At 59.8% G+C, this 13,616-nt stretch carries 12 protein-coding genes; 3 read left to right on the forward strand and 9 right to left on the reverse strand.

Features of this window, described 5'->3' with window-relative positions; all coding sequences use genetic code 11:
* Window positions 1-154 precede the first annotated feature (154 nt).
* Window positions 155-1,045 (forward strand): ATP-binding protein, encoded by an 891-nt coding sequence (locus BMZ57_RS26395; protein WP_044286866.1) that lies wholly within the window; start codon window positions 155-157, stop codon window positions 1,043-1,045.
* On the forward strand, window positions 1,042-1,524 hold the full coding sequence (locus tag BMZ57_RS26400; protein ID WP_010211827.1) for a GAF domain-containing protein: 483 nt from the start codon (window positions 1,042-1,044) through the stop codon (window positions 1,522-1,524). The genes BMZ57_RS26395 and BMZ57_RS26400 overlap by 4 nt, the downstream gene beginning before the upstream one ends.
* 38 nt (window positions 1,525-1,562) lie before the next feature.
* Here BMZ57_RS26400 and BMZ57_RS26405 read toward each other — a convergent pair whose 3' ends face one another.
* The 8 genes from BMZ57_RS26405 to BMZ57_RS26440 all read right to left on the reverse strand — a co-directional run bounded on the left by BMZ57_RS26405 (window position 1,563) and on the right by BMZ57_RS26440 (window position 10,305).
* Complete coding sequence (locus BMZ57_RS26405; protein ID WP_069673337.1) at window positions 1,563-5,198, reverse strand: transporter substrate-binding domain-containing protein; 3,636 nt, start codon at window positions 5,196-5,198, stop codon at window positions 1,563-1,565.
* Window positions 5,199-5,206: 8 nt separating this feature from the next.
* Window positions 5,207-5,830, reverse strand: coding sequence for a response regulator transcription factor (locus BMZ57_RS26410; protein WP_010211823.1), 624 nt, complete (start codon window positions 5,828-5,830; stop codon window positions 5,207-5,209).
* A gap of 240 nt (window positions 5,831-6,070) precedes the next feature.
* The gene (locus BMZ57_RS26415) at window positions 6,071-6,460 is read right to left on the reverse strand and encodes a response regulator (protein WP_021492236.1); all 390 of its coding nucleotides are present in this window, start codon (window positions 6,458-6,460) and stop codon (window positions 6,071-6,073) included.
* Window positions 6,461-6,608: 148 nt separating this feature from the next.
* On the reverse strand, window positions 6,609-7,940 hold the full coding sequence (locus BMZ57_RS26420) for a deoxyguanosinetriphosphate triphosphohydrolase (protein WP_010211819.1): 1,332 nt from the start codon (window positions 7,938-7,940) through the stop codon (window positions 6,609-6,611).
* 71 nt (window positions 7,941-8,011) lie between these two features.
* A complete protein-coding gene (locus tag BMZ57_RS26425; RefSeq protein ID WP_038452997.1) occupies window positions 8,012-9,175 on the reverse strand; it encodes an EAL domain-containing protein in 1,164 nt (387 codons plus the stop codon).
* Between the two features lie 91 nt (window positions 9,176-9,266).
* Window positions 9,267-9,608 carry a hypothetical protein gene (locus BMZ57_RS26430; protein WP_010206381.1) on the reverse strand — a complete coding sequence of 114 codons (342 nt, stop codon included), beginning with the start codon at window positions 9,606-9,608 and terminating at the stop codon, window positions 9,267-9,269.
* A complete protein-coding gene (locus tag BMZ57_RS26435) occupies window positions 9,605-9,988 on the reverse strand; it encodes a phage holin family protein (protein WP_021492234.1) in 384 nt (127 codons plus the stop codon). Before BMZ57_RS26435 ends, BMZ57_RS26430 begins: the two co-directional genes overlap by 4 nt.
* 2 nt (window positions 9,989-9,990) lie before the next feature.
* On the reverse strand, window positions 9,991-10,305 hold the full coding sequence (locus BMZ57_RS26440; protein ID WP_010211812.1) for an ElaB/YgaM/YqjD family protein: 315 nt from the start codon (window positions 10,303-10,305) through the stop codon (window positions 9,991-9,993).
* Window positions 10,306-10,647: 342 nt separating this feature from the next.
* Between BMZ57_RS26440 and BMZ57_RS26445 the strand changes: the two genes are divergently transcribed.
* On the forward strand, window positions 10,648-11,856 hold the full coding sequence (locus BMZ57_RS26445) for an ammonium transporter (RefSeq protein WP_010211811.1): 1,209 nt from the start codon (window positions 10,648-10,650) through the stop codon (window positions 11,854-11,856).
* Here BMZ57_RS26445 and BMZ57_RS26450 read toward each other — a convergent pair.
* The gene (locus tag BMZ57_RS26450) at window positions 11,843-13,579 is read right to left on the reverse strand and encodes a cation:proton antiporter (protein WP_021492232.1); all 1,737 of its coding nucleotides are present in this window, start codon (window positions 13,577-13,579) and stop codon (window positions 11,843-11,845) included. The two genes, BMZ57_RS26445 and BMZ57_RS26450, sit on opposite strands and share 14 nt — an antisense overlap.
* Window positions 13,580-13,616 lie beyond the last annotated feature (37 nt).

Raw genomic sequence — 13,616 nt, forward strand, 5'->3', positions numbered from 1 at the left:
ACCACTTCACGTTTCCCTTCGCCCGGCAAGCATAGCTGAACATCCACAGGCTCTGGCTTACCTGGCATGAATCGTTTTTTTACGCAGCCTCGTGCGGTCTGCCGCAGGGTTGCCAATACGCCATCTTTTGCAAGAACTTGCCAGAGGAATAATCGTGGACTCTCGATTGGATGCCTTTCTTGAACGGGCCGACGCAGTGCTAGCCCGCCTGGAACCCTTGTTGCCCGCGCCGCGCCAAACCATTGATTGGAACCAGTGCCTGGCTGCCCGCTGGCAGCGTGAGGGCCGCAGTGGTTTCTTGTTGCCGCTGGACGTGAGCCTGGAGATGCGCCTGTCCGACCTGATCGGTGTGGACAAGCAACGTGAAACACTGGCACGCAACACTCAGCAATTCATCGACGGCCTGCCCGCCAACCACGCCTTGCTGTGGGGTTCGCGTGGCACTGGCAAATCGTCCATGGTGCGTGCCTTGCTCGCCCAGCATGCCAAGGCCGGTTTGCGCCTGATCGAAATCGAGCGCGACCATTTGGCCGACCTGCCGCGTGTGGTCGAGCAACTGGTCAAGCTGCCGCAGCGGTTTATCCTGTTCTGCGATGACCTGTCATTCGAGGCCGGTGAAGGCGATTACCGCGTACTGAAAAGCGTACTGGACGGCTCACTCGAACAGGCCCCGGAAAACGTGCTGCTGTATGCCACCTCCAACCGCCGCCACCTGGTGCCGGAAAACCAGAGCGACAACGACAACTGGAAACGCGTGGATGGTGAGTTGCACCCAAGCGAAGCGGTAGAGGACAAGATTGCCTTGTCCGATCGGTTTGGTTTGTGGCTGTCGTTCTATCCGTTTACCCAGGAGCATTTCCTGGATGTGGTGGAGCACTGGATCGGCGAGCTGGCGAGCAAGGCCGGTTTGCAGTGGCAGCGCGATGAAGCCCTCGACATCCTCGCCGTACGCTGGGCAACCGGCCGTGGCAACCGCAACGGCCGCTGCGCTTACCAGTTCGCCCGTTACTGGGTGGGCCTTAAATTGCTGGAGCGTCAATCATGATCGACCTACAAAGCGCCGGTACCGGCCTGAATGGCTATGCCATGCTGTGCGCGCAGTTGGAGTCGCTGCTGGCCGATGAGCGGGATTTCATCGCCAATAGCGCGCAGTTCTCTGCGTTCCTGTTCAACCAGCTGGACGACTTGAACTGGGCCGGTTTCTACCTCAACCGTAACGAAGAACTGGTGCTGGGCCCGTTCCAGGGCCAGATCGCCTGTGTGCGCATTCCATTCGGCCGTGGCGTGTGCGGCGCGGCAGCGGCAACGCGCCAAACCCAGCGTGTGGAGGACGTGCACGAGTTTCCCGGGCATATTGCCTGTGACAGCGCCTCGAACAGCGAACTGGTGGTGCCTCTGGTCAAGGACGGCAAGCTGATTGGCGTCCTTGACCTCGACAGCCCATCGCTGTCGCGTTTTACCCTTGAGGACCAGGCGGGTATTGAACAACTGGCGGCGATTTTCCTGAAATTGACCGACTGCTGACGGTTCCATCGGGGGCGAGCCGGGAGGCTCGCTCCCGCCTATTGCTCTGTCGTTAAACTGTCCAGTTGCATTCGCAGCTGCCTTTCCAGTTCAAGCATGCATTTTTCCAGAGTCTTGATGCCGGTTTCGATCAGTGGCAGATCATCACCTCGGGCACACCCCTGTTCCAGCGCTTCGCACTGAGCGGCCAGTACGCTGGCTTGCACAATGCGCGCGGCGCCCTTGATCTTGTGCGCCTGTTCGATGATGTCTTGGAGTGGCGCCTGTCGAGCCACTAGCGCAATTATTTCCTGGCGGTCATGCGCGCTGCTGCTCAACAACTCCTCCAGCAGGCGCCGGCTCAGTTGCGGGTCGCCTCCCGTCAACGCGTCCAAGCTGCTCAGATCCAGCAGTGTACTGGTGGGGTGTGGACCGATCTGCGCCAGCTGTCGCTCCAGTATCGTGAGGCTGATGGGTTTGAACAGGCAGTCGTTCATTCCCGCTTCAGCGCAGCGCCGCTTCTCTTCCGGTTGGGCATTGGCCGTGAAACCCAGTATGACGCAAGGGGGCAACTGCTCGCGTTGTTCGTATTCACGGATGGACCGGCTTAACTCATAACCGTTCATGATGGGCATGTTGCAGTCGGCGATGACCAGGTCGAAGTGTTCCTGGCGCCAAGCCTGGAAGCCGGCCGCGCCATGCTGGGCTGCCGTGAACTGGTGGCCGAGGTAACCCAGTTGCTGGCACATCAGCAAGCGGTTCGCGGGGTGATCATCTACCACCAGCACATTGAGCACCGGCGCAGGCGTGGGGGTTGCCGGCTTGGGTTCTTCCACCGCATGCACGGGCTGCAGGCTGTGCATCTTAAGACTTACGTACACCTGCGTGCCCACCATGGGAACGCTGCTCAGGCTCAATTGCCCGCCCATCATTGCGCACAGGCTGCGGCAGATCACCAACCCCAGGCCCGCCCCGCTGCGGGCCAGGTGCCCCGAGTTGTCGGCCTGGGAGAAGGGTTCGAACAAGCGCAATTGGTCTTCTCGGCTGATGCCTATACCCGTGTCCTCGACCACTAGCTTCATTTCGACTTGCTGCGGCAGGTCGGTAGCGTGCACCTCCACCTTGACCTTCACCTCACCGCGCTCGGTGAATTTGATGGCATTGCTCACCAGGTTCGACAGCACTTGTTTGAAGCGCAGCGGGTCGATCAGGACGTCGGTGTCGTCAAGCCCAGGTTTGAACTCCAGCAACAAACTGAGCGTCTTCTGGCGCGCCAAGCCGTCGAACACGCGGACCACCGACTCAATCACGTCCTTCAGGTTTACCCGCTCGGGAGACAGGCTCAGTCGGCCTGACTCGATGCGCGCGATGTCGAGGATGTCGCCGATCAGCTCCAGCAGGTCCTTGGCCGAGTGGTAGGCAACCTCGATGGCCGGGCGATCCAGATGGCCCTGATCTGCTCGCTTGAGGGTCAGTTCCAGCATGCCGATGACGGCGTTCATCGGTGTGCGTATTTCGTGGCTCATGGTCGCAAGGAAGGTACTTTTGGCGCGGTTGGCCTCATCGGCACGCTCCTTGGCCGCGCGCAGCTCATCGAACAGTTGGCGCCGTTCGCTGATGTCGATCCAGCCTCCGATGATGCCCTGGACTTCGCCGGTCGAGTCGCGATAGGGGAGGATCCAGTGATAGATCGTCAGTTTTTTTCCGCGAATATGCAGGGGGCGATCCACGATCAACGGGTTGCCTTGCGCGACCACACGCTGATAGTCAGCGTGGTATTGCGACGCTTCTGTTTCCAGTGCCGTACTGATCTGAAGGGCACTTTTTCCGATGACGTCCTCACGCTTGACGTCGAATACCTGCAGGTAGCTGTCGTTACAGGTCTGCAACAGGCCGTTGCGGTCGCGTACGTAAATCGGATGAGGCGTTTCATTGACCAGCGCGCGCATGAATTCGAACTGATCGTTGAGGGCGCGCTCGGCCATCCTGCGATGTTTTATCTGGCGGCGCATGTAGGCGTTCCAGGCCAGCGAGATCAATAGCAGCAGCCCGGTGCCGATGATGATCTGGGCAATCAAGTCGTGGTAGTCGCGCCAGTAGCTGTCGGAGGCGGCGGTGTAGCCTCGCCAGCGGCTGTTGATCACACCGAGCTCATCCGGAGCGATACTGAGCAGCGCCTTGTCCAGGATCGAGCTCAATTCCGTGGCGTCGCGTGAGGTGGCCAGCGCGAAAAGGGCTGGCAGGGTGCCGATGCTGGTGCCGATCTGTAATCTGTCCTGGAAGACGTGTGAAGACAGCAAGTAGTTGGCGACCACCAGTGAGTTCACCGCACCCTCAACGTGGCCTTGCGCGAGTAATTCCGCAGCCTTGAAGGTGTCGCTGGTTTCCACCAGTTGGATATGTGGGAAGTCCTTGCGAAGAGTGACTTCGAGCGGGTTACCCTGGGTGATCGCCAGACGTTTGCCGGCCATTTGTTCCAGGTTCAACGGGGCGTCAGGCTCTTTGCGCGTCAGCAGTACGTAGGAGTTTTCCAGGTAGGGACGGCTGAAATTCAACTGCGTCTCTCGCTCACTGCTGGGCACAATGGCGCCGATGATATCGACTTTGCCGGTGTCGATTTGTTCGATCATCGCGTTGATGTCACGCCCGCGTTGAATCTCGAAGCGTAGCCCGGTACGCAGGCGTATCAGTTCCAGGAGGTCGGCTGTAATGCCGCGGAAATTGCCGTCGGCATCAAAGAACGTCAGCGGCGCAAAGGTTTCGTTGGCGATGACCGTGACCACGGGGTGTGCCTTGAGCCAACGCTCTTCGCGTTGGGTCAGTTGCAGCTTCTGATCGGTCAGCAGAATGTCGCTGCCGGCGCTCCAGCGTTTGGCGATGTTTTCCCGTTCATGGGTGGGCAGTGCTGCCAGCACGGCGTTTACGATATTCAAAAGGATGGGCTGGTCCTGGCGCAGGGCAAAACTAAATCCGTAGGCTTCGTGCTTGCCGAAGTTGGCCATATGGATATTTTTCAGGTAACCCTTGTTGATCATGTAATGAGTGGAAATGGTATCGCCAAGAAACACATCGGCCTGGTCGAATGCGACGGCATTCAACGCATTCTGATAGGAGGGATAGGCACGAATAATGGCCTTTGGATACAGCTTTTGTACCTCCTCCAGGGGCAGGTAGTGGTAGACCAGGCTCAAGCGAAGACCGGCCAGGCCATCGCTGAGGCTGCGGGTTTCTCCTTCGCGTGTTACCAGAACAGGCTGGTCCACGGCATACGGTGCCGAAAGGGTGAGCAATGGATGGGTGGCTTCAAAACCGTTGGAAGAACCCAGCAGGTCGATTTCACCTGACTCCAGTGCCTGGATGGACGCCTCCCGGGTCGGGTAGCGCTGCACCCTGACGGGTAACGCCAGTGCCTTGGCCAACACCCCGGCGTAATCGGCGGTGATGCCTTCATAGTCGTACCCGCTCGACGTGATATCGAACGGCGGGTAGTCGGGGGCTGCCGTACCCAGGATCAGCTCACGTTTGTTCTGCAGCCACCGGCGTTGAGTGGCGTCCATTGGCGTGTCCAGTTGGGCGTTCCCTGCGCGGCTCAGTAAATTATAGTGCTCCGGTTGTGTTGCAGCGGCGAGCACAGTGGTGCTCAAGCACACGCCTGCGCTCAAGATAATGAGATAGTCCTTTATACACTTCGGCATCCGCTTTCTCACACCAGCGCGTTTCGTTTTGCCAGCTCGATAAGTTCTACCAAGGACTTTGCTTTCAGTTTTTGCATAAGCCTCTTTTTATACGTGCTGACGGTTTTGTTACTTAAAAACATTCCTTTGGCAATTTCCTTGTTGGTACGGCCTTGTGCAAAAAGTTGCAATACCATTAACTCTCGATCATTCACTGTTTTGAACAGCTCCAACTCTTCGTAGTTTGCTTCCGGTCCGCTCGTATTCAAGGCCTGGCTGGGAAAGTAGTTATAACCGGATAATACGGCGCGGATCGCACTCAGCAATTCACTCAGATCACCTTCCTTGCACACATAACCATCGGCACCTGAGCGCATGCAGCGAGTAGCAAACAGGGTGGGGGTTTGAGCCGTGAGGATAAGGGTCTTCATGGAGGTATTCATGGAGTTGAAGCGGCATAGCACTTCGAGCCCATCCAGTTTTGGGATTCCGATGTCCAGAATGATCAAGTCCGGAAGGCACTCGCGAACCATTTGTATCGCATCACAGCCATTATCGGTTTCGCCGACGACTTTATAGCCTTCGTGTTCCAGCAGCATTCGAATGGCCAGCCTGATTACAGGGTGATCATCGATGATGAAAACTGTGTTCATAATCATATTCCACGCAAGTGCAAATAAAGCGGGCACATTAGCTCAGAAGTTGAGGTGGGAGGATGAAGCAGCGGGGGGGAAGGTGCAAAACAGGAAAAGTCCTACAACAAAAACGGCTTAGGCTCACGCATTGCGAAGGCTTTGTGGGCGTTCATGTCGGCGCCTCAGGTTATTTGAAGGGTAAACCGCATGCCTGATGTTATCTAGCCAATCTCGGTAAGTTCTCTTAAGGCAGGATGTTTAATTTCCTACATTGATGAAAGCCATGAGTTCGTCCTGGTTCAGCGGTTTTGATAAGTAACCCAGCAGTGGCAGATTCCGCCGAAAGGCTTGCTTGCTCAGATACTCCAATTCGATCACGGGTAAACCACTGAGTAAAATGGCACCTGCTATAAAACATTGGCGGCTGGCTATTTCTATCAACTCCAGTCCAGGCAGGTCGGGCAGGCATTGATCGCACAGCATGAGATCGAAGGGGGCTTCGCCCTGCGTCATCAGTTGGATCGCTTGTTCAGCGTTTTCAGCCAGCGTCAATTGGTCGAAGCCAAAGCTCTTGAGCAGGCACTGGGTGGCAAGGCGCTGAAAGGGGTGATCCTCCACCACCAGGAGTCGAAGGTTGGACTTGAGCATAGGATGGGCACACGGTGAGTCAGATGGCGATTGGGCACGACGTAAAAGCGTGCGCGATTGTTCATCGTATGCTTGTACGAATTCGATCAGGCCGCTCTGTTCCCTTCGTAGGTAGCTTCCTTTCAGGGAGCAGGCGGTTGATCAAACGCTATTGAGGGCTAGAGCGCCCGGTCATCTCACGGGCCATCTCGGTGGCGTAGCTGTCGGTCATGCCGGCGATAAAGTCGATCATTCGCAGGAACGAGGTGTGCAGCGGCCACGCCGGGTCTGGCGCGTTGTTGCCCAGCAGATCGAGGATGCGTCGGTTCTTGAACGACGGCGTGCGTCCGCCGTGCTGCTCCAGGGCCGCACCGCAGAACGCATTCAGGAGAATTTCCAGGGTGGTGTAGGCGCCGATCTCGTGCAGCGTCTTGCGCTTGTCCTGGAAGATCTTCTTGCGCGCCATGTCCTTGGCATCCAGCACACAGCGCTTGGCCGGGCCGTGCATATGTTCTACCAAGTCGCCGGGCAGGGTGCCGGCGAGCAGGGCGTCCTGCTGTTCGACGAAGGCCTGTGCGGCTGCGTTGGTCAGATGTTCGATGGCCTTGCCGCGCAGGATTGCCAATTTGCGTCGGCGCGAGTCATGGGCGCCCAGTTGGCGATAGGTTTGGGGCAGATCGTCGCCCACCAGGTTCAGTAGCAGCGACTCGACTTCGGCGTATTCCAGCAACTCCATTTCCAGGCCGTCTTCCAGGTCGATCAAGGCGTAGCAGATATCATCCGCCGCCTCCATCAAGTACACCAGCGGGTGTCGGGCCCAGCGTTGTTCTTCGAGTTGCGGCAGGCCGAGCTTGTGGGCGATCTGCTCGAGGATCGGCAGTTCGCTCTGGTAGCAGCCGAACTTGTGCTTCTTGTAACCCAGGGAGTCCGCGTGGCGGGCGGTCCATGGGTATTTCAGGTAGGTGCCCAGGGTCGCATAGGTCAGCCGGGTGCCGCCGTCGAACTGGTGGTATTCCAGCTGGGTCAATACGCGGAAACCTTGGGCGTTGCCTTCGAAGTTGAGGAAGTCGTTACGCTCGGCGCTACTCATGTCGTCCAGCCAGCCGCGTCCTGCGGCTTGTTGAAACCAGTGGCGGATGGCGTCTTCGCCAGAGTGCCCGAACGGTGGGTTGCCGATGTCATGGGCCAGGCAGGCCGATTGCACCACCATGCCCAGGTCGCTGGGGTCACACCAGTCGGGCAGGGCGTTGCGCAGGGTTTCACCGACGCGCATGCCGAGGGAGCGACCCACGCAGCTCACTTCCAGGGAGTGGGTCAGGCGCGTGTGGATATGGTCGTTGCTGGAGACAGGGTGCACTTGGGTCTTGCGCCCCAGGCGACGAAAGGCGCCGGAGAAGATAATACGGTCATGGTCTTTGTGAAACGGGCTACGCCCCAGTTCTTCCGGGCTGTGCAGCGGTTTGCCAAGACGTTCGCGAGTCAACAGGGTGGGCCAATCCAAGGCGGGTACTCTCCGTGCGGTGAATGACCCTCCCAGCTTCCCGGTTCAGCGTGCCCTGGGCAAGCGAAAATCTACAGCCCGGCCGCGTCGATATCGATTAACAGCAAACGCTGACCGTTTTCGAAGAATTGTCCGGCCGTGAGGCAATACTGGTTGGTGGTGGCGTCGCGGTAGGTCGAGGACAGGGTCAGGCGACGTTCTTCCCAGCCTTCGGCCAGCAAGTGATAGAAGTAGGGGCGCCATGACCAGTTGTGGCCCAGGTAGCGGCTATCGGACTGCCAGGCATCCTGGCGCCACTCGAAGTTGGGTGTCAGCTGGGTGCCATGCCGGTCACACTGGTAGAAGCGCAGCAGCCAGGGAAACGCCGGCAGTTGCGGCAGTTTGCTCAACGGTGCCTGGGCCTGGGCCCAGGTTTGCAGGATCTTCATCAGTTCGACCAGTTGATGGCGCAGCTGCATGATCCGCCCGCGCTCCGCCAGCTTCTGCTGGACATAGGCCGCGCGCAATTGGGCGAAGCGCGGGACGAAGGCGTCGGCGGCGAACCAGTCCAACCGGGCCGGGGCAAACAGATAACCCTGTACATAGCGCGAGCCGCACTCCAAGGCAAAGCGCAACTGCGCCTCGGTTTCCACACCTTCGGCAATGATCCAGCAACCGGTCTTCTCGGCCATTTGCGCCAGGGCACGCACCACTTCACTGCTTGGCCCACCACGGGCAGCTTCCTGGAACAAGCGCATGTCCAGCTTGAGGATATCCGGCTGCAACGCCAGCACCCGGTCGAGCTGGGAATAGCCGGCGCCAAAGTCGTCGATGGCGATGCGCGCACCGGCTTCGCGATAGCGCGCCACCACGTCAGCCAGGCGACGGATGTCGCCACCCAGCTCGGTGATCTCGAACACGATGCGCTGCGGATCGACGCCATGGTGCTGGATCTGTTTGAGGCTCGGCAGGGCCTGGCCCGGTCGCAGGCGATTGATCCAACGTGGCGAGATGTTCAGGCTCAGGAACCAGTCTTTGGGGGCTTCATGCAAGCGGCTCAGCGCATTGTCGCGAATCTGTCGGTCGAGTCGGCGCAAGGTTGCGCCCGGTGTGCGCGGGTCAGCGAACAGCGGGCCTACGGACTGCAGGCGACCGTCAGCCTGACGCAGACGGCCCAGGGCCTCGACGCCGGCGATGCGGCCCGTGGCAGTGTCGATAAACGGCTGGAAGCAGGCGAGCGGTTGCCCGTCGATCACGGCGCCTCCTTAGAATGGTTGGCGAAAAAAGGCCCGACCCTCGAAATGAGGGCCGGGCCGTTTCTGTTAGCAAGAATGCAGCCAGCCAGGCTCAACTTTTACGCGAAGAGCCCTGCATGGCCAGTTTGATCAGCGGGATCAAGCCGGCACCGAGGCGCACCAGGCGCGTCAGGCTGCCGATACCACCGCCCTTGGCGCCTTTGCCGGTAAAGAAGCCCATCAGCGTCACCGCGGCCACGCCCCACAGCGGCGCGTGCTTGAGGCCGAGGCTGTCTTGCCAGTTATGGCCCATGTTGCGCACCTTGTTCAAAGGCAGCATCAACTGCTGGGACTCGTGGCGAATCTCCTGACGGTGCATTTCCATGCGCAGACGAATCAACGCCTTGCGCATTTCCCGGCGGGAGGTGGTTTTCGGGATTTCAGTGATGCTCATGGCAGCAGGCGCTCCCGGTCATTGGCCAGCTCTTCGAGGGTGGCGTGGAACGGCGTGGACTCATCAAACACCGCCGCTTTCAAGCGCACCCCGCAAAACGCTGCGGCCAGGGTGTAGAACACGCACAGGCTGATGATCCCGGTCAGGCGATAACCGGTGTCCCAGACGAGGATCATCACCAGCGTGGACAGGCCCACCAGCAACAGCAGCGCAAACACCAGCGCCAGGCCGGCAAACAGCAGCAGGCTGACGGTGCGGGCTTTCTGTTCCTGCAATTCGATGCCAAACAATTCGACGTGGCTGTGCAGCAAGCCCAGTACGGCCGCGCCCAGACGTCTTGAGGTGGTGCCCGTGGACGAGCCCGTTTCGCCGATAGACATGATTAGCGCCTTGTGGCCAGCAGGCCGATCAGAAAGCCCACGCCGGCAGCAATGCCCACCGACTGCCAAGGGTTGGCTTGCACGTAATCTTCGGTCGCAGTGACCGCCGCCTGCCCGCGTTCGCGCAGGGAGTCCTCGGTCAATTGCAGGGTTTCGCGGGCCTTGAGCAGGCTTTCGTGGATCTTGCTGCGCAGCTCGTCAGCCTGGTCACCCGCCAACACCTTGGTGTCATCCAGCAACTTTTCAGTGTCGCTGACCAGGGTTTGAAAATCCGCCATCAGTATTTCTTGAGCAGTCTTTGCAGTTCTTCTGGCCATGGGTATCTCCGTGATTGGCTGATCTGTACGTTTTCGAGTCACCGGCTTCGGTGAAGGTTCAGTGCAATTGTGTGGTACAGCTTTTGCTTTGCCTTGGTGCGCAGGCCCTGAGGCCTGCGCTGAATCTGGGCGGTCGGGCAGGAAGCCTTGAAAAACCTTACCCTAAATAACTGAAATTCGCGGAAAAACCCTATCGGTATCGGCTTGTTGTGTTGATCGCTGCGCTAAAGCGGTTCACGCCCTCTTAAGAGGGGTGGCGCCGGTGGTGCCAATTTAGTGCGCGCAACCCCGGATTGAACCGCTTTGGTGCTTTTTGCCTTTATTGCAGGCCTGCCAACCTCCATGGAAAATTTGCACAGTGCAGTGGACACGCTCGTCCACAGTTCCAATACCCTGTTTATTCTGATCGGCGCGGTCATGGTCCTGGCGATGCACGCGGGCTTCGCGTTCCTTGAAGTCGGTACGGTACGCCAGAAAAACCAGGTCAACGCGCTGTCGAAGATCCTCAGCGACTTCGCTATCTCTACGTTGGCCTATTTCTTTATAGGCTATTGGATCTCCTACGGTGTGAGCTTCATGCAACCGGCGGCGGTGATCAGTGCCGACCATGGCTATGGTCTGGTGAAGTTTTTCTTCCTGCTGACCTTTGCGGCGGCGATCCCAGCCATCATTTCCGGGGGCATTGCCGAGCGTGCACGGTTTGCTCCACAACTCTGCGCTACGGCGTTGATCGTGGCATTTATCTATCCGTTTTTCGAAGGCCTGGTGTGGAACGGCAATTTCGGTCTGCAGGCCTGGCTGCTCGCGACCTTCGGTGCCAGCTTCCATGACTTTGCTGGCTCCGTGGTGGTGCATGCCATGGGCGGGTGGCTGGCGCTGGCGGCGGTGTTGCTGCTTGGTCCGCGCAACGGACGTTACCGCGAGGGGCGCTTGGTGGCGTTCGCGCCGTCGAGCATTCCGTTCCTGGCGTTGGGTTCTTGGATTCTGATCGTCGGCTGGTTTGGCTTCAACGTGATGAGCGCGCAGACCCTGAACAGCGTCAGCGGCCTGGTGGCGGTCAACTCGCTGATGGCCATGGTGGGTGGCACGGTTGCGGCCCTGATCATCGGCCGCAACGACCCAGGCTTCCTGCATAACGGCCCACTGGCCGGGTTGGTGGCGATCTGCGCCGGTTCCGACCTGATGCATCCGGTGGGCGCGCTGGTCACGGGTGCAGTCGCTGGCGGCTTGTTTGTGTGGTTCTTCATCGCGGCCCAGGATCGCTGGAAGATCGACGACGTGCTGGGTGTGTGGCCCTTGCACGGCCTGTGCGGCGTGTGGGGCGGCATTGCCTGCGGCATTTTCGGCCAGACAGCCCTGGGTGGATTGGGCGGCGTCAGCCTGATCAGCCAGTTGATCGGCACGGCCCTTGGCGTGCTGGTGGCGTTGGTGGGCGGCCTGCTGGTATACGGCGTGATCAAGCGCGTGCATGGGCTGCGCCTGAGCCAGGAAGAGGAGTACTACGGTGCGGACCTGTCGATCCACAAGATCGGCGCGGTCAGTCAGGATTGATCGGCGCCTCGTCAGCGGCGTCCGGGTGTGAGTAAAAGCCGTGCAGCAGGCGATAGCGGTTCTGCCGCACCTCATCGACTCGCGCCTGGACCTGTTGGTCCGGCAGGCCCAGCAGGATCAGGGCGTGGGAGGCGAGCATCAGGCTCGACTCCAACAGCTCGGGCACCACTTCGCTGGCGCCCGCGGCTTTCAGTTCCGCGAGCTGGCTGTCATCGCGAGTGCGCACCAGGATCGGCACTTCGGCGTTGATCCGGCGCGCCTCTTTCAACACCGCCAGGGCGACATCGCTGTTGTCCACGGCAATCACCACCAGCCGCGCACGTTCCACGCCGACCGCGCTGAGCAGGGCGCCGCGCCGACAGTCGCCGTAATGCACGCTGCTGTCTTCGGTGGCTGCTTCCTGTACGCGCTCCGGGTCGTCATCCAGGGCGATATATGCCTGTTGTTCCTTGCGCAGAAAACGCCCGATCGATTGGCCGACGCGGCCATAGCCGCAGATCACTGCGTGCCCGCGCAGCTCGGCGTTCAGCGCAGTGATTTCTTCCAGTTGCACTTGTTGGTTGGGTTTGCGGTGCAGGCGCAGGGCGATGCCGGGTGCGGCGCGCAACAGCAGCGGCGTGAGCAACATCGAGCAGAAGGTCGCCGCGAGCAACAAGCCGTTGAACTCGTCAGGGATCAACCGGCTCTGCTGCATTTGTGCCATCAATGCAAAGCAGAACTCGCCACCCTGGGCCAGGGCCAGGCCGCTGCGCCAGGCGGTTTCACTGTCGCTGCCGCGCAGCTTGACCAGCACGGCGACCACGCAGCCTTTGACCAGCATCAAGGTAAGGGTCAGGCCGAGGATGAGCAGGCTGTGGCTGACAAACAATTGCAAGTCGATGAGCATGCCGATGCTGACGAAAAACAACCCCAGCAGGATGTCGCGAAAGGGCCGGATATCCGCCTCGATCTGGTGACGGTAGTGGCTTTCGCCCAACAACATGCCGGCCAGAAACGCCCCAAGAGCCGGGGAGAGCCCCAAGAGGTGGGTGAGCCAAGCGGTCAGCAACACGATCACCAGCGCCAGCAGCACAAACAACTCCGCTGAATGGGAGGCCGCCACTTCATGAAACAGCCGTGGCAATAACCAGCGACTGGCGAGCAGCAGGCCGACAAACAACACCACGGTCTTGCCCAGGGTCAGTGGCAGCGCCCAATACCAGGCTTGCTCGCCAGTGCCGGCGAACACCGGCACCAAGGTCAGCAGTAACACCGCTACCACATCCTGGAACAGCAACACGCCAATGGCGTTCTGGCCATGACTGCTGAAGATTTCCCCGAGGCTGGTCAGCTCCTTGCTGACGATGGCCGTGGATGACAGCGCCAGCCCAGCCCCCAGCAACAGGGCGATACCCGGCGCCACGCCCAGGATCATCAGCAACAGCCCCAGTAGCACCCCGCACCCCAACACCTGCAGGCTGCCCAGGCCAAACACCACACGGCGCAGGGCCAGCATCTTGGTCAAGGAAAACTCCAGGCCCAGGGAGAACAGCAGGAACACCACGCCCAGCTCGGCAAGGTCGGGCAACTCTTCGCTGTCATTCACCCAGTCCAGCGCGGTGGGCCCCACGGCCAGGCCGACGCAGAGGTAGCCCAGCACGGGCGGCAACTGCAGCCGGCGAAACAGCGCAATCACCACCAGGGATGAGGCCAGAATGATCAGCAGGTTGGCAAACACACGCATCTCCGTTGTAAGGGGGCTGGCAAAAAGCCGCAAGAGT

It is taken from the genome of Pseudomonas simiae (assembly GCF_900111895.1).
Taxonomy (GTDB): domain Bacteria; phylum Pseudomonadota; class Gammaproteobacteria; order Pseudomonadales; family Pseudomonadaceae; genus Aquipseudomonas; species Aquipseudomonas simiae.

Coding starts and splice junctions, on each gene's coding strand:
- BMZ57_RS26415 (WP_021492236.1), bottom strand. CDS start 6,460: ATGCTCAAGTCCAACCTTCGACTCCTGGTGGTGGAGGATCACCCCTTT.
- BMZ57_RS26450 (WP_021492232.1), bottom strand. CDS start 13,579: ATGCGTGTGTTTGCCAACCTGCTGATCATTCTGGCCTCATCCCTGGTG.
- BMZ57_RS26405 (WP_069673337.1), bottom strand. CDS start 5,198: ATGCCGAAGTGTATAAAGGACTATCTCATTATCTTGAGCGCAGGCGTG.
- BMZ57_RS26435 (WP_021492234.1), bottom strand. CDS start 9,988: ATGTCTATCGGCGAAACGGGCTCGTCCACGGGCACCACCTCAAGACGT.
- BMZ57_RS26430 (WP_010206381.1), bottom strand. CDS start 9,608: ATGAGCATCACTGAAATCCCGAAAACCACCTCCCGCCGGGAAATGCGC.
- BMZ57_RS26400 (WP_010211827.1), top strand. CDS start 1,042: ATGATCGACCTACAAAGCGCCGGTACCGGCCTGAATGGCTATGCCATG.
- BMZ57_RS26440 (WP_010211812.1), bottom strand. CDS start 10,305: ATGGCCAGAAGAACTGCAAAGACTGCTCAAGAAATACTGATGGCGGAT.
- BMZ57_RS26445 (WP_010211811.1), top strand. CDS start 10,648: ATGGAAAATTTGCACAGTGCAGTGGACACGCTCGTCCACAGTTCCAAT.
- BMZ57_RS26410 (WP_010211823.1), bottom strand. CDS start 5,830: ATGAACACAGTTTTCATCATCGATGATCACCCTGTAATCAGGCTGGCC.